Here is a 25,536-nt window from a genome sequence, read left to right as displayed (position 1 = left end):
GACCAGTGGACCACAGGCCACCGACAACTCCGGCAGGGGCCCACCGCGGAGGTCACACCAGGAAATGGAACAGCGGGCTCCCCGGTTCCACCCGTTCCACCTGCAGGGGGCTCGCCTCCAGCCGGTGCAGCAGGCCTTCCAGGTCACCGGGCCGCGCGAGTTCGACGCCGATCAGCGCCGGGCCGGTCTCGCGGCTGTTGCGTTTCACGTACTCGAACCGCGTGATGTCGTCGTCCGGCCCGAGGACCTCGTCGAGGAACCGCCGCAGCGCGCCGGGCTCCTGCGGGAAGCCCACCAGGAAGTAGTGCTTCAGTCCTTCGTGGATCAGCGACCGTTCGAGCACTTCGCCGTAGCGGCTGACGTCGTTGTTGCCGCCGGAGACGACGCACACCACGATCTGTCCGGGGTCGATCTTCACCGTCGTGCCCAGCGCGGCGGTCGCGAGCGCGCCCGCCGGTTCGGCGATCACGCCGTCGGACTGGTACATCGCGAGCATTTCCGTGCAGATCGCGCCCTCGGCGACGTCGGTCAGCTCGACACCGCCGTCGCGGACCAGCGGGTACGTCACCGCTCCGGCCTGTGCGACCGCCGCGCCGTCCACGAAGGTGTCGACGCTCTCGAGCCGCACCGGCTCACCGGCCGCCAGCGCGGCCGCCATGCAGGTCGCGCCCGCCGGTTCGACGCCGACGATCCGCATCTCCGGCGCCCGTTCCGCGGCCCACGCGGCGATCCCGGCGAGCAGTCCGCCTCCGCCGACCGGCACCACCATGACGTCGGGGATGAACCCGAGCTGCGCGACGACCTCCATCGCGACCGTGCCCTGACCGGCCACCGTCTCCGGCGCGTCGAAGGCGGGGACCAGCGTCGCGCCGGTGCTCTCCGCGTCCTGCTTCGCGGCGGTGAAGGCGTCTTCGTAGGTCTCCCCGATGACGATGACTTCGATATGCGATCCGCCCAGCGTCGCGATCCGCTCGCGCTTCTGCCGGGGAGTCGTGCCGGGAACGTAGACGCGGCCGTTCGCGCCGAGCCGGCGGCACGCGTACGCGACGCCCTGCGCGTGATTGCCCGCGCTCGCGCAGACGACGCCGCGCTCACGGTGCTCCGCGTCGAGCTGGACGATGTAGTTGTACGCGCCGCGGATCTTGTACGAGCGCACGGTCTGCAGGTCTTCGCGTTTGAGCCAGACCCGGGCGTCGACCCGCGCCGAGAGCCGCTCGTTCGGTTCGAGCGGCGTGCGGGTCACCACCCCGGCCAATCGCTTGGCGGCCTCTTCGACCGTTCGGGCGCTCACCGTTTCGATCCCTTGCACGAATGCTGAATGTACTGACCGGCCCCGGCCACGACGGAGACACGTCCGCTTTCCCGCCTGGTCCGTGCAACCGAACCGGACACGGAGACCGTCTCCCGGTCATGACGGTGCTCACTCGGTCCTTCGCGCTCGGCCTCGTCGCGCTGCTCACGGCCTGTGGTGCGGAACCCGCCCGTGAAGAACTTCCAGCGCCGCTGCCCGTCACCCAGCAGGTGACGTCCGGCATGGCCGAGGTAGTCAAGGCGGCCGACGGCTTCGGGCTCGACCTGCTCACCGCGCCCGCCCTGGCGAGCGAGCCGAACCTGGTGCTGTCCCCGGCGAGCGTCTCCACCGCGCTGCAGATGGCCGGAGAGGGGGCGAAGGGCGAAACCGCCGCGCAGATCCGGAAGGTGTTGCGGCTTCCCGGAGACGGGCCGCTCGTCCCGCCGGTCGCCGGCCACGAGGATCTGAAGGTGTCGAACACCGCCTGGATCCAGCGGGGGCTCGGGATCAAGCCCGGGTACCGGGACGCGGTGCGCGACCGGTTCGGCGCGGCGACGAGTGACGAGGACTTCGTCGCCGACCCCGGCGGCGCCCGTGACCGGATCAACCGGACGGTGGCGGACCAGACCGAGGGGAGGATCCCCGACCTCTTCCCGGAGACGGCGATCACCGGCGACACCAGGCTCGTCCTCGCCAACGCCCTGTACCTGAAAGTGCCCTGGGCGCGGGAGTTCCCTCGCGACCGGACGGTGGACGCGCCGTTCACCCGGTCGGACGGTTCGACCGTGTCCGTCCCGATGATGCGTACCGAGCCAGAAGTCATGCTGGGCTACGCCGAAGGACCGGGCTATCAGGCGGTCACGCTGCCGTATCGCGGTGGACGGCTGGCCTTCACCGTGATCGTGCCCGGCGCGCTCGAAGCCCTTCGCGGCAAGGGAATCGCCGCGCTGCTGGGCGAGATCCGGCCTGCCACCGTGGAGCTGGCCATGCCCAGGTTCACCGTCAGGTCGGGGCTGGACTTGTCGGCGGTCCTCAAGGAAGCGGGCATGCCCGCGGCGTTCGGGCCCACCGCGGACTTCAGCGGGATCACCGACGAAGCCCAGCTCCGGATCGCTTCGGTGCAGCACAAGACCTTCGTCCAGGTCGACGAGGAGGGCACCGAGGCCGCGGCGGCCACGGGCGTCGAAGCCCGCGCCGTGTCCGCGGAACTGCCGCGCATCGTGACCGTCGATCGCCCGTTCCTCTTCGTCATCACCGACACGGCCACCGGGGCGCCGTTGTTCCTCGGGCGGATCGGCGACCCGGCGGCGTGACGGCCGTCCGCTCAGCGGAAAGCGGCCAGATGCGTCCGTGCCCAGGTCGCGAACGGTCGCGGCTCCCGACCGGTCAGGTCCTGGACGGCACGCGTGACCGCTGAGTCGTCGAACTCGCCCTCGGCGAAGAAGCGGAAGAAGGCGTCGACGTACTTCTCCGGCATCTCCGCGCTCATCGCGACGCGGGCTTCGGCGTCCGGCAGCGGTTCCAGGCGTAGCTCCCGTCCGAGCAGTTCACTCAGGACACGGAGCCGGTCGGCGGGCCGGAGCGAACCCGGTCCGGTGATAGCGTACGCGAGCCCCTCGTGTCCCGGTGTGGTCAGCGACTCCGCGGCGACGGCGGCGATGTCGTACGGGTCGATCGTCGCCACCGGGACGTTCGCGAACGGCTCGCGGACGACATCCCCGGCGCGAAGCTGCGGGACCCACTGCAGCGAATTCGACATGAACCCGCTCGGCCGCAGGAAGGTCCACGCCAGCTTCGAAGCGCGCACCGCCGCCTCGGCCGCCATGTGCATCCCCGCGACGGCGTTGTCCGCGTGCCCGCCGACGACCGAACGGGACGACAGCAGCGTGACCTGCTCGACGCCCGCGTCCCGCATCACCGCCAGCGCGCCGGGCATGTCCTCGTAGCCGCCGAGCAGGAAGACCGCCCGGACACCGTCCAACGCGGGCTTCAGGCTCGCCGGCTCGTTGAGATCTCCCGTCACTCCTTCGACGCCGTCCGGCAACGGCCGCGGCGTCCGGACCAGCGCTCTGACGGGATGCCCGCCACGCGCCAGGATCGCGGTCAGTTCCGAGCCGACGTTGCCGCCTGCCCCGGTCACCAAGATCATGCTTTTCTCCCCAGTGCGGTGGCCGCCGTCACAGGCCGCGGCCGTCGTCGGTCACCCTGCCAGGGAGATCAGGGCGGCTCAAGGCGCCTTGGGCACCGCCGGGTACGGGACGAAGGTGCTGGTGTTCTCGTCGACGGTCAGCTGTTTGCCGATCGTCGGGAACGCGCGCTGCGAGCAGGCCGGCCGTTCGCAGACTTTGCAGCCCATGCCGATCGGGGTGGCCGCGGCGCGGTCGTCGAGGTCGAGCCCGGTCGAGTAGATCAGCCGTTTCGCGTGCCGCAGTTCGCAGCCGAGGCCGACGGTGAACGTCTTGCCAGGGCTGCCGTAGCCGCCGATGTTGCGGGACACCGTCCGCGCGACCCAGAAGTAGCTCTTGCCGTCGGGCAGGGTCGCGATCTGGGTGAGGATCTTGCCTGGCTGGGCGAACGCCTCGTAGATGTTCCACAGTGGACACGCGCCGCCGACGCGCGAGAAGTGGAAACCCGCGGCGGACTGGCGTTTCGACATGTTCCCCGCCCGATCGACCCGCACGAACGAGAACGGCACGCCGCGGTTCTTCGGGCGCTGCAACGTCGAGAGCCGGTGGCAGACCGTCTCGAAGCCGACGCCGAAGTGGTCGCAGAGCCGCTCGATGTCGTAGCGGAAGCGTTCCGCGCTCGCCAGGAACGGTCCATAGGGGAGGATCAGCGCGCCCGCGAAGTAGTTCGCGAGCCCGACGCGGGCCAGCGAACGCGCGGCGGGCCCGGAGAACGCCCACGAGTCGGCGAGTTCGGTGATCAGGTCGTCGTATTCGAGCAACGCGATCTGCGAGGCCATCCGGAACGCCTGCTGCCCGACGCGCAGGCTCGGCGCCAGCCGCAGCACTCGCGGCCCCGGTTCGTACCGGTGCTGTTCGCCGTTGGTCTCGTCGATGCCCTCGCTCGTGACGTCGACGCCGTAGCGCTGGATCAAGGTCTCCTTCAGCGCCGCGAGCACCTGGCCACGCTGCAGGGGGATGTCGTGCGCCATCCGTTCGGCGCGTTCGTCCAGCTCGGCGACGTAATTCTCCCGTTCGTAGAAGAAGTCGCGGACCTCTTCGTGCGGCAACGAGCCCGCCGCGCTGCCGTGCATCCCGAGGCCGTTTTCCGTGGTCAGCGCGGCCGTGTTCTCCACCGCGTTGCGGTAGCTGCGGTGCAGTTTGACCAGCGCCTGGGCGATCGTCGGCAGGTTCGTGGCGAGGTCGTTGAGCTCGCTGTTCGTGACGTCCACGCCGAGCACCTCGTCGAGCAGCGCTTCCTTCACGTCCGCGACGAGGCGGGCGGTGTCGTTGTTCGCGAAGAACTCGGTGTCCACACCGAACGCCTGCGTGATGCGAAGGAGCACCGGGACGGTCAGCGGACGCGAGTTGTGCTCGATCTGATTGAGATAACTGGGTGAGATCTCCAGCACACGAGCGAGATCGGCCTGGCTCATCGACCGGCTTTCGCGCAGATGCCGCAGCTTCGCTCCGGCGAAGGTTTTGTCCACTGAGGCCTCTCTGTCCGCAAGGTTTCCGGGCCTGAACGATTCAGTGAACGGTCAAGCCCGTGGATTTTGCCTCTGGTTGCGAATCTGCGATTCGCAACCTTTGCAAGATGCTACGGAAGCTTCGCAGAAATTGGCAAATTGGAGGCCTGGATCGGATTTCCCCTGTCATGTCAGGGTCGGATCAGGAAAGGCGATCACTCGCAAACTTCGCAACACCGGGAGAATCCGATGACTCAGCACGCGCAGCAGCTGGAGCAGGCGGCCGCCGAACTGGCCAAGCAGTGGGAGACCGACCCCCGCTGGGCGGGCGTGAAGCGTTCGTACTCCGCGGCTGACGTGGTCAAGCTGCGCGGCAGCGTGGTCGAGGAGCACACGCTCGCTCGCCGCGGCGCCGAGAAGCTGTGGGACCTCCTGCACAACGAGGACTACGTCCACTCGCTGGGCGCCCTGACCGGTAACCAGGCGGTGCAGCAGGTCCGCGCCGGCCTCAAGGCCATCTACCTGTCGGGCTGGCAGGTCGCCGCCGACGCCAACCTCTCCGGCCAGACCTACCCGGACCAGAGTCTCTACCCGGCCAACTCGGTGCCGGCCGTCGTCCGCCGCATCAACAACGCGCTGGGCCGCGCCGACCAGATCAACTGGGCCGAGGGCAACACCGACATCGACTGGTACGCCCCGATCGTCGCCGACGCCGAGGCCGGCTTCGGTGGCCCGCTCAACGCCTTCGAGCTGATGAAGGGCATGATCGCCGCCGGTGCCGCGGGTGTGCACTGGGAGGACCAGCTCGCGTCCGAGAAGAAGTGTGGGCACCTCGGCGGCAAGGTGCTGATCCCGACCAAGCAGCACGAGCGCACGCTGAACGCCGCCCGCCTCGCCGCGGACGTGCTGAACGTGCCGTCGCTGATCGTCGCCCGCACCGACGCCCAGGCCGCCACGCTGATCACCAGCGACGTCGACGAGCGTGACCGCAAGTACGTCACCGGCGAGCGCACCGCCGAGGGCTTCTACAACGTCACCAACGGCATCGACCCCTGCATCGACCGCGGTCTGGCCTACGCCGAGTACGCCGACCTGCTGTGGATGGAGACCTCCAAGCCGGACCTCGAGGTCGCCCGCCAGTTCGCCGAGGCGATCAAGGCCAAGTACCCGGACCAGATGCTGGCCTACAACTGCTCGCCGTCGTTCAACTGGAAGAAGCACCTGGACGACGCGACGATCGCGAAGTTCCAGCGCGAACTCGGCCACATGGGCTACAAGTTCCAGTTCATCACCCTGGCCGGCTTCCACGCCCTGAACTACTCGATGTTCGACCTGGCGCACGGTTACGCCCGCGAGGGCATGACCGCCTACGTCGACCTGCAGGAGCGCGAGTTCGCTTCGGAGGACCGCGGCTACACCGCCACGAAGCACCAGCGCGAGGTCGGCACCGGCTGGTTCGACAACGTCGCGACCGCGCTGAACCCGGAGAGCTCCACCACCGCGCTCGCCGGCTCCACCGAGGCCGAGCAGTTCTGATCCCTCGCAAATAGGTGCCAGGTGGCGGTCTCTCGACTCCCAGGGGAGACCGCCACCGCCCACTCCTTCTATCTCTCGCGAAGCCCCAGCGGAGGCACACCATGGTTGAGAAGCTGAACTACCGGATCGACGTCTGCGGACCTGCCGGTGACCGGTTCGACGAGATCCTCACCCCGGCCGCACTGGACTTCGTGGCCAAACTGGACAACGCGTTCGCCGGCCGCCGCCGCGAGCTGCTCGACGCCCGGCGCCTGCGCCGCGAGAAGCTCCAGTCCGGTGAGGAGCCGCTGGACTTCCTGCCCGGGACGCGCGCCGTCCGCCACGACAGCAGCTGGTCGGTCGCCCCGGCCGCGCCCGGTCTCGAAGACCGCCGCGTCGAGATCACCGGCCCGACCGACCGCAAGATGACGGTCAACGCGCTGAACTCCGGCGCGAAGGTCTGGCTCGCCGACTTCGAAGACGCGACCTCGCCGACCTGGCACAACGTCATCGACGGCCAGATCAACCTGTTCGACGCGATCCGCCGCAACATCGACTTCACCACCGAGGGCGGCAAGCGCTACACGATCGGCGACGAGCCCGCGACCATCGTCGCCCGCCCCCGCGGCTGGCACCTGGTGGAGAAGCACATCCGCATCGACGGCCGCCCGGTCTCGGCGAGCCTGGTCGACTTCGGCCTCTACTTCTTCCACAACGCGCGCCAGCTGCTGGCCCGCGGCAGCGGCCCGTACTTCTACCTGCCGAAGCTCGAGAACCACCTCGAAGCGCGGCTGTGGAACGACGTCTTCCTGCTGGCGCAACGGGAACTCGGCATCCCGCGCGGTTCCGTCCGGGCCACCGTGCTGATCGAGACGATCACCGCCGCGTTCGAGATGGAGGAGATCCTCTACGAACTGCGCGAGCACGTCTCCGGGCTGAACGCCGGCCGGTGGGACTACATCTTCAGCGTCATCAAGAACTTCTCCTCGCACGGCGCGGACTTCGTGCTCCCGGACCGCGCGCAGGTGACGATGACCGTCCCGTTCATGCGGGCCTACACCGAACTGCTGGTGCGCACCTGCCACAAGCGCGGGGCGCACGCCATCGGGGGCATGGCCGCGTTCATCCCGAGCAAGGACCCGGAGATCAACGCGACCGCGCTCGAGAAGGTCCGTCAGGACAAGGAACGCGAGGCGAACGACGGTTTCGACGGCTCGTGGGTCGCGCACCCCGGCCTCGTCCCGGTCTGCCGCGAGGTGTTCGACGAGGTGCTCGGCGGCTGGCCCAACCAGCTCGGCAAGCTCCGTGAGGACGTCGTCGTCACCGCCGAGGACCTGCTCGACGTCGCCAGCGCGGGCGGCGAGGTCACCGAAGCGGGTGTCCGCGCCAACATCAACGTCGCGCTGCGCTACATCGACGCGTGGCTGCGCGGTACTGGCGCGGCGGCGATCCACAACCTGATGGAGGACGCCGCCACCGCCGAGATCGCCCGCTGCCAGGTGTGGCAGTGGATCCGCAACGGCACGAAGCTCGAAGACGGCACCGCGCTCACCCACGAGCTGGCCGTGTCCTATTTGGACGAAGAGCTGGCGGCGGTGCGGGCCGAACTGGGCGAGGGCAACCGGCTCGGCGACGCCTACGAGATCTTCACCGAGACCGCGCTGGGCGAGAAGCTGCCGAGCTTCCTCACCACCGGCGCGTACGCGCGATACCTGACCGCGCGGTGACACAGGCTCCGGCCGCCTCTACCTGACGCGGGGCGGCCGGGTTCCACACCGGTTTGGGACGGTGTGGCCCAACGGGTCCGGTGGCGGCGGCTCCCCGCCACCGGACCCGCTTCACGCGCGCGCCCCTCCGGTAGCGCTGTCGGGCGTGCGCCTCGCCGCGGAGACCCCGTCCTCACCACACCACCGTGGGCGGGGTCTTCGCGGCTTTCTTCACGCGAGTTACGCCTCCAGACACGCGAGTTGCGCCTCTGAGCACACTCACGGGACCGGACGAATCGGTCACGGACCGCGAATAGGTAGGGGTACCTAGTGAAGCCCCCGTTGTTTCGGCGGCGGGGCGCGCGGATGCTCGGCGCCGGGTGGGCATTCCGCCCGTTTCCCCGAGGAGCCACCATGAAGAAGCAGTTGAGGACCCTCTTGGCCGCGACCTTCGCCGTCCTCGCCGTCGCCCTCGCCGCCCCGGCGGTGTCCGCTTCGGCCGGGGTCTCGGCGCAGCCGGACTGTGTGCGGCCCTGCCACTTCTGATCTTCGTCACCTAGAGCAGCCCCGGGGGTCGCGCCCCTCGCGACCCGCGACGCTCGTGGAGGGGGATCCGGGTCCCCCGACGTCCCGGATTCCCCTCCGCCCCGACTTCCCGCGGCCGCACATGTCGCGAAAGCCACTTTCGGGACACCAGACGTCGCGAAAGTGGCTTTCGCAACACGAAACGCCAGGCGGATCAGGGCTCGAAGGCGTTGCCCGTCGCGATCTTCGGCCGCCCCAGTTCCACCGGCTCCCCGACGCGAGCCCGCCGGTAGACCGCGACGGTCGCTTCGGCGATCCGGCCCCAGTCGAAGTCCGCGGCCAGGCGTGACTGCGCGGTCAGCGCCCGCTGTGCCGCGGCGACCTCGTCGTCCAGGACCGCCTCGACGGCGTCCCCGAGGGCGTCGACGTCGCCGGGGCTGAACGCCAGGCCGGTCTCGCCGTCGACGACGACCTCGCCGAGCCCGCCCGCGGTCGAAGCCACCAGCGGCGCCTTCGCGGCGGCGGCCTCCAGTGCGACGATCCCGAACGGCTCGTAGCGGCTGGGCAGGACGACGGCGTCGGCCGCGGCCAGGACGGCGCGCAGTTCGCGGTCGGACAGGTGCCCGACGAAGTCCACCGCGCGGCGGACGCGCAGCTTGCGGGCCTGGTCGACCAGTTCCTCCAGATGCCGTCCCTTGCCGGCGACGACCAGCCGGGTCCCGGGTTTGGCGCGGCGGATCCGGGGGAGCGCGGCGAGCAGGTCCTGCACGCCCTTCTCCCATTCCAGCCGTCCGAAGTAGAGCAGCAGGGGCGCGCCGGAGGGGCTGTAGACCTCGCGCGCGTGTGCGACCTCTTCCGCGGGCACCTGCCAGGTGCGTTCCTCGATACCGTTGTGGATCACGGTGACCGCGTCGCCGTCGACCTCGAACAGATGCGCCACCTCGCGGCGCATGGCCTGCGAACAGGTGATCAGCGCGTCCGAGCGGTTCGCGAGCCACCATTCGACCGAGTGAACCTGCTGGTTCAGCGGATGTGAGAGCCAGCCGGAGTGCCGCCCTGCTTCGGTGGCGTGGATCGTGCCGACCAGCGGCACCCGCGCGGCCTCGGCGATCGCGATCGCGGGATGGGTGACCAGCCAGTCGTGGGCGTGCACCACGTCCGGCTGCCAGGTGCGCAGCAGGTCGGTGGCGGCGCGGACCATCGCGTGCCCCATGGCCAGCGTCCACGCGACGAGATCCCGTTCGAAGGTCACGTGCATCGGGTCTTCGGCGACCCGGATGATCCGGACGCCCTCGACCACGCGATCGGTCCTCGGGTGGGTCTCGGCGTCGGTGCCCGCCGTGTGACGGCACAGGACGACCACGTCGTGCCCCTGCCGGGCGAGATGCCGGGCCAGGGCGTGGACGTGCCGTGCGAGTCCGCCGACGACCACGGGTGGGTACTCCCACGACAACATCAGCACGCGCATGGGTGGAGGTTACTCGTGAGTCGGTCGTCACCGGGACCGGGCGATCACCCCTGCCGGTGAACCCGATCGAGGGCGACAGGAGCGGCGATCTTTGCCACCATCGGGTTGATGACGTCCTCGGTGAACGCGGCCGGACCGGCCTTCGAACCCGTCGAACCGGTGCTCTCGACGCCGTGGTCCGCGCAGGTCGGGCAGGGCAACGCGCTACCGGAGTACCCGCGTCCGCGGCTGGTCCGCGAACGCTGGCTGAACCTCAACGGCGTCTGGGAGTACGCGGGCAGCGGCGCACCCGGCCGGAACGGGTACGGCGAGCGGATCCTGGTGCCGTTCCCGCCGGAGTCGGCGCTCTCCGGTATCGGACGGCGGGACGAAACCCTCTGGTACCGCAAGGTTTTCGAGGTCCCGTCCGGCTGGGACGGTCAGCGTGTGCTGCTCCACTTCGGCGCCGTCGACCAGTCCGCGACGGTCTGGGTGAACAACCAGGAGGTGGCCGTCCACGAGGGCGGGTACACGGCCTTCAGCGCGGACATCACCGGTGTGCTGCGGCCGTCGGGATCGCAGGAACTGACCGTCCGCGCGACGGACCGCACCGACGCTTCGACCCATCCCGTCGGCAAGCAGAGGAACGACCCGAAAGGGATCTTCTACACTGCCGCGTCGGGTATCTGGCAGACCGTCTGGCTGGAGCCGGTGCCGTCCGAGCACGTCCGGGATCTCCAGGTGACGCCGGATCTCGAAGGGGTGACGGTTGTGCCCAAGGTCACAGGCGGCGCCCGCGTGGAGCTGATCGTGCGCGAACCCGATGGCCCGGAAGTGGCACGCGTCGCGGAGGACGTGGGACGTCGCTTGCGCGCGGAGGTCCCTTCGCCGCGCCTGTGGACGCCCGACGATCCGTATCTCTACGACCTTCAGGTCCGCTTGCTCGACGAGAGCGGCAATCTCCTGGACGTCGTCGATTCCTACACCGGGCTCCGCACGATCGGGACGGTCGCCGACGCCCAGGGCAGGCCGCGGATCGCGCTCAACGGCCGGATCACCTTCCTCCACGGCCCGCTCGACCAGGGCTACTGGCCGGACGGGATCCACACCGCCCCCACCGACGAGGCGTTGCGGTTCGACCTGGAGAAGACCAAGGAACTCGGCTTCAACTTCGTCCGCAAACACGTCAAGGTCGAGCCGGAGCGCTGGTACCACTGGACGGATCGGCTGGGCCTGCTCGTGTGGCAGGACATGCCCTCGCTCACCGTCTCCTTCGACGGCCCGCCCGGGACGGCGCCCGATCCGGTGCCGGAAGCGAAGGCGCGGTTCGAAGCGGAACTGACCGAGATGGTCGAGCAGCTGCGCGGCGTGACCTCGATCGTCGGCTGGGTGCCGTTCAACGAGGGCTGGGGCGAATTCGACACCGCGCGGATCGCGAATCTGGTGAAGGACCTCGATCCGACCAGGCTCGTCGTCGCGAACAGCGGGGTGAACTGCTGCTTCTCGCGGCCGGACGCCGGCGCGGGCGACGTCTACGACGACCACACCTACGTCGGGCCGGGAAAGCCCTCGGTGAAGGACCACAGGGTGATCGTCGACGGCGAGTACGGCGGCCTCGGCCTGGTCCTCGACGAGCATCGCTGGCCGGGGGAGCCACAGGCCTACGAGATGACGCCGACCTCGGCACAGCTGACGAAACGCTATGCCGAGGTCAGCGAGAACCTCGAAAAGATCATCGCCGGGACCGGCCTCTCCGGTGCGATCTACACCCAGACCACCGACGTCGAGAACGAGGTCAACGGCCTGCTCACCTACGACCGGCGGGTGGTGAAGGCGGACGCGGCGACCGTCGCCACCCGCAGCCGGGCGGTCATCGAGGCGGGTCAGTCCGGCTGAGCCTCCACCGGGCCGCCCGAGTCCCGGACCCGGACGGGCACCCCGAGCAGCTGTGAAGGCAACTGCCCGGGGTCGTGGCCGGGGTTCACCCACACGTCGATCGTGGGTGCCCCCTCGGCCTCGCCCTGCCCGACGCCGACCACTCCGGGGACGTCGTCGAGCCACCGGGACGCCGCCACGAGCGCGGCGTCGACATCGGACACGTCTTCGGCCACTACGGGTGCACCCGGATCCCGAGCGACGCTTCGACCAGCGAGATCCGGTTGATCACGGTGACCACCGGCGAGCCGGCGAACAGCAGGCCGACGGCGTTCTCGCTCAGGTCCGCCACGAGACTGCCCGAGTCGCCACCGGCCGACATGTCGGTGGTCAGCAGCTGCTGCGCGAACCGGGCCACCCTGCCGCCGCCGTAGTTCACGTCGACGGTGGCGTTGATGTTCGTGATCCGCCCGGTCGTCCAGTTCGTGGTCCGGCCGGTCTTCTGCACGAGCGTGCCGACCGCGGGCGCCACGTTGATGCCCTTGAGCTCGCCGACCCAGAAGATCCGCCGGTCGAGGTCGTGGAACTGGCCTTCGGCGATCGCGGCGTCGACGAAGTTCAACGGCACCGGCTGCCCCGGCTGGATGAACTTGATCGGCACGAACCGGCTCAGCCTGGCGATGACGTCGGTGGGGACGACGCCGCCGTCGAACGGGCCGGGCTGCAGGATCGGGTCGCCGATGGCGGCCGCGTTGGAGTTCGCCAGCACGTGGTTGTTGCTCAGGATGTAGTACCTGGGCGGTTTGCCGGGCAGTGCCGTCGCGTCGTAGACCGCGGTGCCGTAGGTGCCGGCGGTGATCTTGAAGTGGCCGACGCTCAGCCCGCCGAACGCCGGACGGAACCGCTTGGCCAGGGTGAACGGACCGACCTGCTCACGGGCGAGTTCGTCGGGCCGGGCGAGTGTCGGAGCCTGGGGCTCGTCGACCATCGTGGCGGCGCCGTTCACCCTTGGCGCGGCGATACTGCGCCCGGCCTGGAGCACCCCGACCTCCTGGACGTCGGTGGGCACGCCCGCCAGCGTCGCGGGGACGAGGTCGTCGTCACGCAGCATCTCGTGCGGCATCTTCGTGTCGACCAGGACGGTGATCGCCTTCTCGCCGGTGTCCCTGCCCCCGGACCATTTGGTGCCGAGCGCGACACCCACCACGTTCTGCCGGTTCAGCAACGACTCCTCTTCGGCCGCCTGCACGCTCGCGAGGGAGAGGAAATCGTCCGGGATCATATTGTTTTCGATCATGTCGGCCACACTTTTCTGGTTGTCTGCGTTGACGAAGTGCGGGAGTCCCGACGAAGGAGTCTTCCCCTTTCCGCGGGGTGGCGCCATAGTGCAATCGGGTACGGCGCTTCACCTGGGAATGTCAGTATTTCCCTTGTGTGGCAAGGGTTTGTGATCGAGCAACCGGCCATCGCGCGGGTGGCGGGGATATTCGGGGACTTTGGTCACCGAATCGCCGGAAAAGGAAACGGGCGGGTTCGCCGGATCGCTCCGGAAACCCGCCCGTCTCGGGAAAAGCGTGGATCAGCCGATCGTGGCGTCGATCGCCTTGGTGATCACTTCGTCCTCGGGTTCGGTGCGCGGCCGGAATCGTCCCACCACTTCACCGGACGGGGCGACGAGGAACTTCTCGAAATTCCACTGCACGTCGCCGGCGGCGCCTTCCGCGTCGGCGGCCTTGGTCAGTTCGGTGTAGAGCGGGTGACGGGTTTCGCCGTTCACGTCCAGCTTTTCGAACAGCGGGAACGAAACGCCGTACGTCGTCGAGCAGAAGGTCTGAATCTCCTCCGCGGTGCCCGGCTCCTGGCCCGCGAACTGGTTGCACGGGAACCCGACGACGGAGAAACCCTTGTCCGCGTACCGTTCCTGTAGCTTCTCCAGCCCGGTGTACTGCGGGGTCAGCCCGCATTTCGACGCCACGTTCACCACCAGCAGCGTCTTGCCTTCGAGCGCGCCGAGCGTCGTGTCCTCGCCCGCGAGCGTCTTCAGCGGAATGTCGTGGATGCCCATGGTTGCCCCTTTCGTCATTTCCTCAGCAGGTCACGCGCGTCGACGTGGCCGAAGGGCCCGTCGTCGCGCCGGAACGCGGCCGCCGTCTCCCGCGCGCGGTCGAGCGCTCCCTCCCGGAGCAGTCCGGCGAGCGTGTCGAACCGTTCGGTGTGCACCTTCGCCCGCCGCCGCGCGTAGTCGGCGGCGGAGTCCTTGGTGACCATGAACGCCCAGTCGCTCGACAGCGCCAGCATCGCCTCGGCGACGGCCTGATCGCGGACGGCGTCACGCGTCGTCGTGTCCATTCCGGTGACCAGGTCGAGCATCCGGTGCTGCAGCGCGGTGTTGTCCCGCACCATGTCGGCGACCTGCTCGCCGTCCCAGACCCGCCAGTCCTTGCCCGAGCCCCACGACGACGCCGGGAGATCGACCTTCCCGCCGAGGTGGCCCGCTTCGAGCGCGCCCTTGAGCGTGGTGACGCGGACGCCCGCCTCGGGCAGCGCGCGCAGGACACCTTCGAGCCAGGCCGGGCCCTCGTGCCACCAGTGCCCGAACAGTTCCGTGTCGTACGCGGCGACGACGAGCGATTCGCGGCCGTGCTCGGCCTTGAGCGAACGCAGGCGGGCTACGACGGTGTCGACGAAGTCCTGGACGTGGCCGCCGAGGGTGGCCGTCGCCATCGCCGGGTCGTAGGGCGCCTTGTCCGGCGGCTCGACGGTCTTGCCGGTCACCCGCGACGGTTTGAGGCCGACTTCGTGCGCCCAGGTGTGGAAGTCCCGATAAGCCGCGTGGCCGGGGTAGCCGGCCTTCGGCGACCAGACGCGGTACGTGACTTCGAGGTCGCGGCCGAAGCAGACGACGTCGGAATCGCCGACGGTCCGAGCCGCCGACGTGTCGCCGTGCAGGGAAGGCCCGTCGACCATGAACCGCTGGACACCCGCGGCGGCGTACCCGGCTTCCATGCCGGGCGCGTAACCGCATTCCGGTGCCCAAATGCCTTCGGGACGCCGCCCGATCCGCAGCGCGGTGTCGGCCAGTCCGCCGCGCAGCATGAAGTCGCGGACCGCCGGGTCGAGCAGCGGCTGGAACGGATGCGCCAGCGGGCCACCGAGCAGTTCGATCGTCCCGTTGTCCACAAAGGACCGGAGGATCGGCGAGAAACCGTGACGCCAGCGCGTTTCGAGTTCTTCCGAGGCCTTCAGCGCCGTCCGGTACTCACTCGCCGCGAGGTCGCGCAGCAGCGGGTCGCCGCGCCAGAGCGTGGACGCCTGCCAGGCGCGCAGCTGCCAATGACCGAGCCAGTCGTGGAAGGCGTCGATGCAGTAGGGGTCGTCGAGCTGCGCGGCGAGGATCGGCGTCATCCCGAGCGTGAGGACGTCTTCGCGGCCCTCGTCGGCGAAGCGGCGCAGGAGGTCGACCATCGGCAGGTAGGAATGCGCCCACGCCTGGTAGAGCCATTCTTCGCCGACCGGCCAGGAGCCGTGGTGCGGCAGCCACGGCAGATGGCTGTGCACGACGAGGCAGAACGTGCCCTCGTAGTCACTCATTGCCGCACCGCCGCACCGCCACGGCCACGAGGTCGAGGCTGGCGTCGAGGTCCTCGCCGTGGATGGCGAAATCCGCGGCCTGGATGGCTTCGACGTCGGCGAGCAGTTCCGCCGGCCAGGTCGCCTGCCCGGGCAGCTGCCCCATGACGACGTCGAGTTGCGCGTCGATGATCGAGCCGCCGTACTTGGCGTCGAGCTTCGCGACGCCCTCGCCGTGGTGGAGACCGTGCAGCGTCTCGACCTCGAAACCGGCGTCACGCAGCAGTTCGTCCAATTCGGACGGTGCGAGTTCCCTGGTGTGGAACGGATTGAGCGGGGTGTCGCTGCCCGGGGTGAAGGTCAGCCGGTTGGGCGTGGTGACGATCAGCCGTCCGCCGGGGGAGAGCACGCGGCGGCATTCGGCGAGGAAGGCGGCCTGGTCCCAGAGGTGCTCGATCACCTGGAAGTTGGCGACGACGTCGACCGACGCGTCCCGCAGCGGCAGGAACACCAGGTTCGCCCTGGCCACGCCGATACCGGGGTAGCGGCGGGCGACGTGCTCGGTGGTGGGGACGTCGTAGTCGAGCGCGAGCACCCGCTCGGCGACCGTGGCGATGAGCCCGGCACCGTAGCCCTCGCCGCACCCGGCCTCCAGGACGGTCTTGCCTTCGCACAGGGGCAGGAGCTTTTGATACGCGGCCTCATGGCGCCGGAACCAGTAATTCTCCTCGGCGATGCCCGGCACGGTGCGTTCACCGGTGAGGTGCAGCGCTTCGGCCCTGGTGGCTGGGGTGGTCACGCCGCGACCCTACCGGCCGGTCACTTCGGACCGCGTGTCACGTTTCGCGGCGCTGTCCAGTCCAGGAGGTATGCAACGGACATTCACCCGCGTACTGCTCGTCGTCTTCGGCCTCATCGAACTGCCCGTCGGGCTGTGGCCGCTGTTCAGCCCGGACGGCTTCTACCGGGACTTCCCGGGGTTCCGCACCGGCTGGGTGGCGATGGACGGCCCCTTCAACGAACACCTGATCCAGGACTTCGGCGGCCTCAACCTGGCGCTCGCCGCCATCCTGATCGGCGCCGCCGTGATCGGGACGACCGCCGTGGCCAGGCTCGCGGCGCTCGCCACCTTCTGCTTCGGACTGCCGCATTTCCTCTACCACCTCGGCCACGTCTCGCATTTCGAGCCGGTGGACCAGGTGCTGATCATCGTGACGACGGCGCTGGGCGCGGTGCTTCCGGTGGTGGTGGCGCTGATCCCGTCGAAGCGAGCTACACCGGCGACACCGTGATGCCGATGGCGCCGGGGCCGAGGTGGGCGCCGAGGATCATGCTGGCGTCCACCAGGGTGCTGTCGACCATATGCGGCAGCCGCGCCCGCAGCCGCCCGCCGATCTCGAGATCGCGTTCGTCCGGGCCGAACCGGGTGATCGCGACCTCCACGTCCTGATCGCCCGCGCACTCCACCGCGAGGTCGACGAGTTTGTTGAGCGCCCGCCGCTGGCCCGGCACCCGGGTCAGCGGGGCGACCTCGCCGTTCTTCACCGTCAGCAGGGGTTTGATCGAGAACGCCGAGCCGAGGAAGGCCTGCGCGGCCCCGATCCGCCCGCCGCGGCGCAGGAACTCCAGCGTGTCGACGTAGAGGATCTCCCGGCTGCCGCGGAACCGGCGTTCGGCCGCGTCGATCACCCGGGTGGCCTGCCCGCCGGCGGCGGCGACCTTGGCCGCCGAGGTCGCCGCGAAACCGAGGCTCATCCCGGTGGTCCCGCTGTCGAGGACGTGGACGGGGACGTTCACCTGCTGGGCGGCCTCGCGGGCGGCGTTCACCGTCTCCGACATCCGTCCCGAGATGTGGATGCTGACGATCGCCGAGGCGCCCTTGCTCGCGGCGTCCTGGAACGCCCAGAAGAACGCGGCGACCTCGGGCGGCGCCGTCTTCACCGGGGTCCCGGCCCGCAGGTGGCCGATAATGTCCTCGCGGTGGTACCGGTTCTCTTCGTCGAACTGCTCTCCGACCTGCAGTTGGACCTGAACGACGCCGATTCCCCAGCGTTCGGCGACCGGGGCGGGAAGGCAGGCGGTCGAGTCCGTGATCACGGCGACGGGGCCGGGCATGGAACGCATGGTCGGGCAGGCTATCGCCTCACCCCCGCCGCGAGTACCCCGGAATACGGCCGTTCGGGTTAGTCGACCGGTAACACTCACTTCCGGGTGAATTACCTGGACGATGGTCCCACTAAAACGTGCATCCAGGTGAATGAGGTCACCTCGGCGGGCCGCGGCACTGAAATGGCCCTAATCTACCGGCCAGTAGAGCTGTTGCCCCGTGGCCGACGCCGGCCACCAACGGGAGGTCGAAGTAGACCCATGACGAACATCGTTGTCCTGGTCAAGCAGGTACCGGACACCTACTCGGAGCGGAAGCTCTCCGGTGCCGACAACACTCTTGACCGCGAATCCGCCGACGCCGTGCTCGACGAGATCAACGAGAAGGCCGTCGAAGAAGCCCTGAAGATCAAGGAAGCCGGCGAGGGCGAGGTCACCGTCGTCTCGGTGGGTCCCGACCGCGCGACCGACGCGATCCGCAAGGCGCTGTCCATGGGTGCCGACAAGGCCATCCACGTCTCCGACGAGGCCCTTCACGGCTCCGACGCGATCGCCACCGCCAAGGTGCTGGCCGCCGCGATCTCCAAGGTCGAAGGCTTCGACCTGGTCATCACCGGTAACGAGGCCTCCGACGGCCGCGGTGGCGCCGTGCCGGCGATCATCGCCGAGCTGCTCGGCCTGCCGCAGCTGACCCACGTGAACGAGCTGACCGTCGACGGCTCCTCGATCAAGGCCGACCGCTACACCGAGGACGGCGTCACGCACCTCGAAGCGAACCTGCCCGCAGTGGTGAGCGTCGGCGAGAAGATCAACGAGCCGCGCTACCCCTCCTTCAAGGGCATCATGGCCGCGAAGAAGAAGCCGGTCGAGACGCTGACCGTCGCCGACCTCGGTGTCGACGCGGGCGAGGTCGGCCTCGGCAACGCCTGGTCGTCCGTGCTCGAAGCCTCCCCGAAGCCGCCGCGCACCGCCGGTGAGCGCGTCGAGGACGAGGGTGACGGCGGCAGCAAGGTGGCCGCCTACCTGGTCGCGCAGAAGCTCATCTGAGACAGGTTTCGAGGAGGAATAGGGAAATGGCTGAAGTACTCGTCCTCGTCGACCACGTCGACGGTGAAGTCAAGAAGGTCACGCTCGAGCTGCTCACCGCCGCTCGTGAACTGGGTGAGCCGTCGGCGGTCGTCGTCGGCCCGACCGGCACTGCCGCCAAGGCGAAGGAAGCCCTCGCCGCGCACGGCGCCGCCAAGGTGTACGTCGCCGAGGGCGACAACGCCACCGGCTTCCTGGTCACCCCCAAGGTGGACGTCCTCGCCGCGCTCGCGGAGCGGACCTCCCCGGCCGCCGTGCTCGTCGCGGCCAGCGCCGAGGGCAAGGAGGTGTCCGCCAGGGTCGCGGTCCGCCTCGGCTCCGGTCTGCTGTACGACGCCGTCGGCGTGAACGGCGACGGCTCCGTGGACCAGTCCATCTTCGGTGGCGCGTTCTCCGTGAAGTCCAAGTCCACCAAGGGTGTCCCGGTCATCTCGGTCCGCCCCGGCGCGGTCGAGGCCGCCCCGGCCGAAGGCGCGGCCGCCGAGGAGACCGTCGAGGTCCCCGCGGGCGACCCGGCGAAGTCCGCCAGGATCACCGGTGTCGAGCCGATCGTCGGCGGCGACCGGCCGGAGCTGACCGAGGCCTCGGTCGTCGTCTCCGGTGGCCGCGGTGTCGGCTCGGCCGACAAGTTCGACGTCGTCGAGGCGCTCGCCGACTCGCTCGGTGCCGCCGTCGGTGCTTCCCGCGCCGCCGTCGACTCGGGCTACTACCCGGCGCAGTTCCAGGTCGGCCAGACCGGTAAGACGGTTTCGCCGCAGCTGTACATCGCGCTCGGCATCTCCGGCGCGATCCAGCACCGCGCGGGTATGCAGACCTCGAAGACCATCATCGCGGTCAACAAGGACGCCGAGGCGCCGATCTTCGAGATCGCCGACTTCGGTGTGGTGGGCGACCTGTTCAACGTCGCGCCGCAGCTGACCGAAGAGGTCCAGAAGCGCAAGGGCTGAGTCCTCGTTTCGTGAAGGGGCCGTCCGGGATTTATTTCCCGGGCGGTCCCTTTTCTGTGATCCGAAAGTGATCTTCCAGCCTGAGAGAACCCTGAGAACCCGCAATTAACTGAACGTGCACTATTCGGCCATCGGGCGCATTGTCGTTGGTACCCCCCGAGGGGTAGACCTGGGTCATGACGACGTCACAGCTCCTCGTCAGTACTGACCAGGCAGGTGTCGAACTCCCGGCCGATGCGCCGCGTTACTCCCTTCTCGTGGCGAACGGGAACGAAGAAGTCGTTGCCGCGCAACGTCTTCGGTATCAGGTGTTCGCCGAGGAAATGGGGGCGACGCTCAATTCCCTCGAACCCGGCCTCGACGTCGACTACTTCGACGAGTTCTGCGATCACCTCGTGGTGCGGGACGACAACACCGGCGAGATCGTGGGCACGTACCGGATGCTGCCGCCCGATCGGGCCGCGCGGGCGGGAAAGCTGTACTCCGACAGCGAATTCGATCTCACCGCGCTCGATGCGCTGCGTCCGTCGCTGGTCGAGACGGGGCGTTCGTGCGTGCATCCCGACCACCGCAGCGGCGCCGTGGTGAGCCTCGTCTGGGCGGGGATCGGGCGCTACATGCTGCTGGCAGGCCACCGGTATCTCGCGGGCTGCGCTTCCGTGCCGCTGACCGACGGCGGGGTTTACGCGGCCGGCGTCTGGGATGTCCTGCGCGCCAAGCACTATGCGGAGGAATCCCTTCGGGTGACGCCGCTGAACCCATGGCGGACCGAAGGTGTCGAGCGGCCCTCTCGCGCGATCCTCCCGCCGCTCATCAAGGGCTACACCCGCCTGGGTGCGAAAATCTACGGCCCGCCCGCGCTCGACGCCGATTTCGGTGTCGCGGACTTCTTCGTCCTGCTGGATCTGCACAACGTCGACGAGCGGTACCTCAAGTTCTTCCTGGGAGTGCAGGGATGACTCACGCCTGGATGCCGAAGTCGCCGTGCGGCGACGGCTGCCTGAGCGAAGGGGCGCCGACGGTGGCGTTCCCGCGGCGCGTCCTGCGGTTCGCCGCGGCGATCGGCGTCATCTTCGGCGCTTTCCTGTCGGCGCCGCTGGTGCTCGTGCTGCGCGGCATGCCACGGGAACGGTTGGTGCGCCTGCTTTTCGTGGGGATCCTTCGCTCGTTCGGAGTAAAACTGCGCGTGCTGGGTGACGAGCGTTTCCGCGCCGTGCCGGGCCGTGGCGTGCTCGTGGTGAACAACCACATCTCGTGGCTGGACATCATCGCGGTCAACGCCGTCCAGCCGATGCGGGCGCTCGCCAAGAAGGAGGTCGGCGCCTGGCCGGTGCTCGGCCTGCTGGTGCGCCGCGGCGGCAGCATCTTCCTCGACCGGGAGAACCTGCGGAGCCTGCCCGCGACGATGGACGAACTCGCCGACGCGATGCGCGGCGGATCACTCGTCAGCGTGACGCCGGAGGGCACCACGTGGTGCGGTCTCGGCTCGGGCCGCTTCCGTTCCGCGACCTTCCAGGCCGCGATCGATGGCGGTGTCCCGGTGCGGCCGCTCGCGCTGCGCTTCCGGCTCGCCGACGGCCGGGAGACGACCCAGCCGGCGTTCATCGGGCCGGAGTCGCTCATCGCCTCGCTGCGGCGGGTCGCGGCGCTGCGCGGTCTGGTGCTGGAGGTGCACGTGTGCCCGGAGATCGCGCCGGGCCGCGCTTCGGACCGGCGGGAACTGGCCGCGCTGGCGGAATCCGCGGTGCAGGCGGCGCTCGGGCGGGTGCAGATCCCGGTGCAGAGGCGGCGGCGCCCGGCGGTCGCTCCTTCGGTGCCTTCGGCTTCCGAGGCGGTCTCTCAGTAGCCCGGCTGTACGAACGCCCCTTTCACGACCCCCTGCGGCGTCTGGTGCGAAGGGGACTTTGCCCGCATCCGATGCGGCGAAAGTCCCCTTCGCACCACCCGACACCTTTGCCTTGCCCCTCACCCCTCGGTCGCGAAAGTCCCACTCAGCAACTAGAGCGCGCTAGGAACGGTCCTTTCCTTGCAAATTTTGCAAGGAAAGGACCGTTCATTGCATCCGGGGTTGACACGCGCGCGGCTGTCAGTCGAAGACCAGCGTGATCTTCCCGCCCGCGTGCCCCGTCGCGCTCTCCCGGTGCGCCTCGGCGGCGTCGGCGAGCGCGTAGCTGGAGCCCATCTTCAGCTTCAGGTCCCGCGCCACCAAATCCTCCAGCACGGCCTGGGTTTGCGAACCGCCGGCCGAGAACTTCAGCCCCTGCGCGTACGCCGCCGGATCCGCGATCGTGATCAGCCGGTCAGGTGATCCGAGCAGTTCGACGGACTCACCCAAAACACCGAAGCCCGCCGCGTCGAACACCGCGTCGACGCCGTCCGGCGCGACCGACCGGACCCGCGAAACCCAGCCGTCGCCGTACTGGACCGGCACCGCGCCGAGCGCCTTCACCTCGTCCAGCGACGAAGCCCCGGCGAGCCCGATGACCGTGGCGCCCAGCGCGACGGCGGCCTGCGTCGCGATCCGGCCGACCTGGCCACTCGCGCCGTGGAGCACCACCGTCTCGCCCGGCTTGACCTCGAGTTCGCCCAGCACCCGCAAGGCCGTCTCACCGGCGATGGGCAGCGCGGCGGCTTCGGACCACGAAAGCCCGGCGGGTTTGCGGATGACCTTGCTCGCCAGCGCGTATTCCGCGTACGTGCCGGTGTCGGACCAGCCGAAGACCTCGTCGCCGACGGCGAAATCGGCGCCTTCGCCCACCGCGTCCACGACGCCCGCCAGTTCCAGGCCGAGGATGTGCGGGAATTCGACCGGACGGACCTCCGCCATGGCGCCGGACCGGATCTTCCAGTCGATCGGGTTGACGCCCGCGGCCTTGACCGCGACCCGCACCTGCCCCGGGCCGGGCTCCGGCAGCGGGACCTCGGCGGACCGCAGGACATCCGGTTCGCCGTACTGGGTGATGGTGATCGCTCGCATGTTCACTCCTCCTCGGATTTCTTCGCTGCGATCAGTCAACCGGCGCCCGGACCCCGCCCGAACCAGCCGGACGAGCAGTGTTCACTAGCCGGGAGAGCAGCGTCCCCGCGCCGGACCGCGCCTACTGTGGACTCATGGACCCGCTGCACGTGCTGAGCCAGGTCGAGTACATGCTCGCCGCTCCGCGCCCCGAACTCCTGCCGCGCTTTTCCGCGACGGCCGCGGCCGTGCTGCCGCACCGCGCCGCCGCCATGGAGACCGGCGACTGCTCCCGCCTGCCGATCAAGGTCCACGGCGATCCGGAGATCACCGGCGCGGTCACGAGCGCCGAACTCCAGCGGCTCGGCGCGCTCGGCGAACCGGGCCGGGCGGTGGTGGCCGAAGAGACGCTCGGCGGGAAACGCCGGAAACTCGTCGTCCTGACCTCGGCCCCGGTGATCGGCAAGGGCGCGATGATCGCGCTCGTCCCCGCCGAGGACGAGCCCGCGGACAGCGCGCTCGAATTCGTCGCCAAGCTGTGGGACATCGTCAGCGTGACCGCCGCCCAGCGCGCCACCGATCCCGAACCCGCCGTCCTGGAGAGCAACATCGCGGCGGCGACCGCGCGGGCGCGGGCGATCACCGATCTGGGGCAGACCCACGCGACCACCCTGACGTCGCTGCTTTCGGTACTGCGATCCCGGCGGCTCGGCGACGCCGCCGCCCGGCAGACCGCGACCGACCTCGCCGCGGCCGCGCTGGTCGAACTGCGCTCGATCGCGGACCGCGATCAGGAACTCTCGGCCGAGCCAGCGTCGGAGGCGTTCGGCACCCTCGTCACGCAGCTGGCTCCTTTGGTGCGCCACAACGACGTGACCGTGGACCTCGCCGGCCCGGACGACGAACGGCCGCTCCCGCAGGACATCGCGCACACCGCCCGTACGGTCTCGCGCGGTCTCGTGCTCGCCGCGCTGGAACGGGACAGCGGCCGGGTCCGAGCGTCCTGGCGGATCGACGGGCAGCAGCTCCGGGTCACGGTGCGCGACGACGGCCCGGACGTCGCCCGCGCCGTGCCCGCCACCGGACTCACCGAGCGGATCACCCCGCTGGGTGGCCGCTGGGAGGTCGACGCCGTACCCGGCTGGGGTGCCACGATCACCGCGATCCTGCCGCTCGGCGTCCAGGAGACGCCGGAACTGCGCCCGCTCGACCGGCTCAACCCGCGCGAACTCGAAGTCCTCGCCGGGATCGCGCGCGGGAAACGCAACCGGCAGATCGCCGAAGAGCTGGCGCTGACCGAGCACACGGTGAAGTTCCACGTGCGGAAGATCTTGGGAAAGCTCGAAGTCACGTCCCGTGGCGAGGCCGCCGTGCTGGCGCGTGAGCTGCGTCTGGAGTCCGTGTCGTGAGCTTGACCTCCACCGAGCTGGAGGTTGCACGCTCGTCGTATGACGATCACTGGGGACGAGGCCAAGCCGAAGGGTGTGCTCTGGACACCTGAGCACCGCGTGACCACCATCGGGTTGCTGCTCATGGTCACGCTCATCGCGTTCGAGAGCATGGGCGTCGCCACCGCGATGCCGACGATGGTGGCCGACCTCGACGGCCTCGCGCTGTACGCCTGGCCGTTCACCACGTTCCTGGTCGCCAGCGTGGTCGCGACCGTCCTTTCCGGACGCCTCGGCGACCGCAAGGGCCCGGCGCCCGCGCTGCTCGCCGGTACCGCGCTGTTCGCCGCCGGGCTGCTGGTCGCGGGGCTCGCGCACGACATGCCGCTGCTCCTGCTCGGCAGGGGGTTGCAGGGCTTCGGTTCCGGCCTGCTGCTGGTCTCGGTGTCGCTGCTGATCGCGCTCACCTTCAGCGACCGCGAACGTCCGGTGATCTACGCCGCCAACGCCGCCGCGTGGGTGCTGCCCGCGGTGATCGGGCCTTCGATCGCGGGCGTGGTGACGGTGAGCGTCGGCTGGCGCTGGGTGTTCCTCGGGCTGATCCCGCTGACCGGGGTCGGGCTCGCGCTGCTGGTCGTCGTCACGCGCAAACTGCCGGCCCACGTCCCCGGCGAATCCGCCGTGCGCGCCGGGGTCGTGCCCGCGGTGGTCGCCGCCCTCGGCGTCGCCGCGCTCACCTGGGCGGCGCAGCATCCGTCCCTCGCGGCGCTGGCCTACGGCGGCGCCGGACTGGTCGCCCTCGGGTACGCGCTCCGCAAACTCCTGCCCGCCGGGACGCTGACGTCGCGGCCGGGGTTGCCGACAGTGATCGCCTCGCGCGCGCTGATCGCGGGCGCGTACGCCGGGATGGAGGCCTATCTGCCGCTCACGATGACCGAGGTCCACGGCTACAGCCCCGCGCTGGCCGGGCTGCCGCTGACGGTGACCGCGCTGGGCTGGTCGGCGGGGTCGATGCTGCAGGGCCGCATGCTCGACTGGTCGCGTGAAGCGTCGCTGCGGACCGGGTTCGCGCTGGTCGCGGCCGGTCTGGCGATCTTCGTCTTCGTCCCGCTGCCCTCGTTCCCCGGCTGGATGGCGTTCGTGGCGTCGGCCGTCGGCGGCTCCGGGATGGGGATCGCGATGCCCGCGATCTCGGTACTGCTGCTCCGCTACTCGCCGGAGGCCGAACGCGGGTTCAACACCTCGGCGCTGCAGCTCGGCGACTGGGTCGGATCGGCTCTGACCATCGGTTTGGGCGGCGTTCTGCTCGCTTCGCTGGCGTCGGCGAAGGAGCCGTCGGCGGCGATCCTGGTGCTTTCGGTGGTGCTGACCGGCATCGCTCTGCTGGGGGTGCGGCTGACCGGCCGGTGGCCGTCAGATATGAGCGGCACCACCCGCTGACCAAGGGTGGGCTTGGTCACGCCCCGGAACGGGCTACCCTGAAGGATGCG

23 protein-coding genes are annotated in these 25,536 nt (G+C 69.6%); 12 read left to right on the top strand and 11 right to left on the bottom strand.

Annotated elements, in window-relative coordinates:
- Positions 1 to 52: 52 nt before the first annotated feature.
- On the bottom strand, positions 53 to 1,309 hold the full coding sequence (gene ilvA, locus DMH01_RS02585) for a threonine ammonia-lyase IlvA (protein WP_125673510.1): 1,257 nt from the start codon (positions 1,307 to 1,309) through the stop codon (positions 53 to 55).
- A gap of 101 nt (positions 1,310 to 1,410) precedes the next feature.
- Here ilvA and DMH01_RS02580 point away from each other — a divergent pair, with 101 nt between their 5' ends.
- On the top strand, positions 1,411 to 2,604 hold the full coding sequence (locus tag DMH01_RS02580; RefSeq protein WP_158633180.1) for a serpin family protein: 1,194 nt from the start codon (positions 1,411 to 1,413) through the stop codon (positions 2,602 to 2,604).
- Between the two features lie 11 nt (positions 2,605 to 2,615).
- On the opposite strand, the gene DMH01_RS02575 is transcribed toward DMH01_RS02580, so the two are convergent.
- A complete protein-coding gene (locus DMH01_RS02575) occupies positions 2,616 to 3,440 on the bottom strand; it encodes an NAD(P)H-binding protein (RefSeq protein WP_125673508.1) in 825 nt (274 codons plus the stop codon).
- A 78-nt stretch (positions 3,441 to 3,518) separates the two neighbouring features.
- Positions 3,519 to 4,946, bottom strand: a complete 1,428-nt coding sequence (locus tag DMH01_RS02570) for a short-chain fatty acyl-CoA regulator family protein (protein WP_125673507.1) — start codon at positions 4,944 to 4,946, stop codon at positions 3,519 to 3,521.
- A 228-nt stretch (positions 4,947 to 5,174) separates the two neighbouring features.
- Here DMH01_RS02570 and aceA point away from each other — a divergent pair, with 228 nt between their 5' ends.
- The 3 genes from aceA to DMH01_RS43490 all read left to right on the top strand — a co-directional run bounded on the left by aceA (position 5,175) and on the right by DMH01_RS43490 (position 8,692).
- The gene (gene aceA, locus DMH01_RS02565) at positions 5,175 to 6,461 is read left to right on the top strand and encodes an isocitrate lyase (RefSeq protein WP_072030536.1); all 1,287 of its coding nucleotides are present in this window, start codon (positions 5,175 to 5,177) and stop codon (positions 6,459 to 6,461) included.
- A 101-nt stretch (positions 6,462 to 6,562) separates the two neighbouring features.
- Positions 6,563 to 8,167 (top strand): malate synthase A, encoded by a 1,605-nt coding sequence (aceB, locus tag DMH01_RS02560; protein WP_125673506.1) that lies wholly within the window; start codon positions 6,563 to 6,565, stop codon positions 8,165 to 8,167.
- 393 nt (positions 8,168 to 8,560) lie between these two features.
- Positions 8,561 to 8,692 carry a hypothetical protein gene (locus tag DMH01_RS43490; RefSeq protein WP_255431986.1) on the top strand — a complete coding sequence of 44 codons (132 nt, stop codon included), beginning with the start codon at positions 8,561 to 8,563 and terminating at the stop codon, positions 8,690 to 8,692.
- Positions 8,693 to 8,885: 193 nt separating this feature from the next.
- Here DMH01_RS43490 and DMH01_RS02555 read toward each other — a convergent pair whose 3' ends face one another.
- Positions 8,886 to 10,139, bottom strand: a complete 1,254-nt coding sequence (locus tag DMH01_RS02555) for a glycosyltransferase family 4 protein (RefSeq protein WP_125673505.1) — start codon at positions 10,137 to 10,139, stop codon at positions 8,886 to 8,888.
- Between the two features lie 108 nt (positions 10,140 to 10,247).
- On the opposite strand from DMH01_RS02555, the gene DMH01_RS02550 reads away from it, so the two are divergent.
- The gene (locus DMH01_RS02550; protein ID WP_125673504.1) at positions 10,248 to 12,014 is read left to right on the top strand and encodes a glycoside hydrolase family 2 protein; all 1,767 of its coding nucleotides are present in this window, start codon (positions 10,248 to 10,250) and stop codon (positions 12,012 to 12,014) included.
- Here the strand turns inward: DMH01_RS02550 and DMH01_RS02545 are convergent.
- The 5 genes from DMH01_RS02545 to DMH01_RS02525 all read right to left on the bottom strand — a co-directional run bounded on the left by DMH01_RS02545 (position 12,002) and on the right by DMH01_RS02525 (position 16,362).
- On the bottom strand, positions 12,002 to 12,229 hold the full coding sequence (locus DMH01_RS02545) for a hypothetical protein (RefSeq protein WP_125673503.1): 228 nt from the start codon (positions 12,227 to 12,229) through the stop codon (positions 12,002 to 12,004). The genes DMH01_RS02550 and DMH01_RS02545 overlap by 13 nt on opposite strands.
- Complete coding sequence (locus DMH01_RS02540; RefSeq protein WP_125673502.1) at positions 12,229 to 13,290, bottom strand: serine protease; 1,062 nt, start codon at positions 13,288 to 13,290, stop codon at positions 12,229 to 12,231. The genes DMH01_RS02545 and DMH01_RS02540 overlap by 1 nt, the downstream gene beginning before the upstream one ends.
- A gap of 282 nt (positions 13,291 to 13,572) precedes the next feature.
- On the bottom strand, positions 13,573 to 14,058 hold the full coding sequence (locus DMH01_RS02535; protein WP_125673501.1) for a glutathione peroxidase: 486 nt from the start codon (positions 14,056 to 14,058) through the stop codon (positions 13,573 to 13,575).
- A gap of 14 nt (positions 14,059 to 14,072) precedes the next feature.
- Positions 14,073 to 15,584: a glycoside hydrolase family 57 protein gene (locus DMH01_RS02530; RefSeq protein ID WP_125673500.1), complete on the bottom strand. Its 1,512-nt coding sequence runs from the start codon at positions 15,582 to 15,584 to the stop codon at positions 14,073 to 14,075.
- The gene (locus DMH01_RS02525) at positions 15,577 to 16,362 is read right to left on the bottom strand and encodes a class I SAM-dependent methyltransferase (protein WP_125673499.1); all 786 of its coding nucleotides are present in this window, start codon (positions 16,360 to 16,362) and stop codon (positions 15,577 to 15,579) included. Before DMH01_RS02525 ends, DMH01_RS02530 begins: the two co-directional genes overlap by 8 nt.
- 70 nt (positions 16,363 to 16,432) lie before the next feature.
- Between DMH01_RS02525 and DMH01_RS02520 the strand changes: the two genes are divergently transcribed.
- Positions 16,433 to 16,855 (top strand): hypothetical protein, encoded by a 423-nt coding sequence (locus DMH01_RS02520; RefSeq protein ID WP_125673498.1) that lies wholly within the window; start codon positions 16,433 to 16,435, stop codon positions 16,853 to 16,855.
- Here DMH01_RS02520 and DMH01_RS02515 read toward each other — a convergent pair.
- Positions 16,836 to 17,687 carry a DegV family protein gene (locus tag DMH01_RS02515; protein WP_125673497.1) on the bottom strand — a complete coding sequence of 284 codons (852 nt, stop codon included), beginning with the start codon at positions 17,685 to 17,687 and terminating at the stop codon, positions 16,836 to 16,838. The genes DMH01_RS02520 and DMH01_RS02515 overlap by 20 nt on opposite strands.
- Before the next feature lie 243 nt (positions 17,688 to 17,930).
- Between DMH01_RS02515 and DMH01_RS02510 the strand changes: the two genes are divergently transcribed.
- From DMH01_RS02510 to DMH01_RS02495, 4 genes are all read left to right on the top strand, one after another.
- Positions 17,931 to 18,716, top strand: coding sequence for an electron transfer flavoprotein subunit beta/FixA family protein (locus DMH01_RS02510; RefSeq protein WP_125673496.1), 786 nt, complete (start codon positions 17,931 to 17,933; stop codon positions 18,714 to 18,716).
- A 26-nt stretch (positions 18,717 to 18,742) separates the two neighbouring features.
- Entirely contained in the window at positions 18,743 to 19,702 is a 960-nt protein-coding gene (locus tag DMH01_RS02505; RefSeq protein ID WP_016336565.1) for an electron transfer flavoprotein subunit alpha/FixB family protein, read from the top strand.
- Between the two features lie 176 nt (positions 19,703 to 19,878).
- Complete coding sequence (locus DMH01_RS02500; protein ID WP_125673495.1) at positions 19,879 to 20,661, top strand: GNAT family N-acetyltransferase; 783 nt, start codon at positions 19,879 to 19,881, stop codon at positions 20,659 to 20,661.
- Complete coding sequence (locus DMH01_RS02495; RefSeq protein WP_125673494.1) at positions 20,658 to 21,548, top strand: 1-acyl-sn-glycerol-3-phosphate acyltransferase; 891 nt, start codon at positions 20,658 to 20,660, stop codon at positions 21,546 to 21,548. The genes DMH01_RS02500 and DMH01_RS02495 overlap by 4 nt, the downstream gene beginning before the upstream one ends.
- Before the next feature lie 240 nt (positions 21,549 to 21,788).
- Here DMH01_RS02495 and DMH01_RS02490 read toward each other — a convergent pair whose 3' ends face one another.
- On the bottom strand, positions 21,789 to 22,679 hold the full coding sequence (locus tag DMH01_RS02490) for an NADP-dependent oxidoreductase (RefSeq protein ID WP_125673493.1): 891 nt from the start codon (positions 22,677 to 22,679) through the stop codon (positions 21,789 to 21,791).
- Positions 22,680 to 22,813: 134 nt separating this feature from the next.
- Between DMH01_RS02490 and DMH01_RS02485 the strand changes: the two genes are divergently transcribed.
- Both DMH01_RS02485 and DMH01_RS02480 read left to right on the top strand, forming a co-directional pair.
- Positions 22,814 to 24,067: a LuxR C-terminal-related transcriptional regulator gene (locus DMH01_RS02485; RefSeq protein ID WP_125673492.1), complete on the top strand. Its 1,254-nt coding sequence runs from the start codon at positions 22,814 to 22,816 to the stop codon at positions 24,065 to 24,067.
- A gap of 24 nt (positions 24,068 to 24,091) precedes the next feature.
- On the top strand, positions 24,092 to 25,486 hold the full coding sequence (locus DMH01_RS02480) for an MFS transporter (RefSeq protein ID WP_255431985.1): 1,395 nt from the start codon (positions 24,092 to 24,094) through the stop codon (positions 25,484 to 25,486).
- Positions 25,487 to 25,536: the final 50 nt, after the last annotated feature.

This window comes from Amycolatopsis sp. WAC 04182 (genome assembly GCF_003947465.1).
Lineage (GTDB): Bacteria > Actinomycetota > Actinomycetes > Mycobacteriales > Pseudonocardiaceae > Amycolatopsis.
Note: the sequence above shows the minus strand (reverse complement) of the source record. Positions and strands in the feature narration are given on the sequence as shown.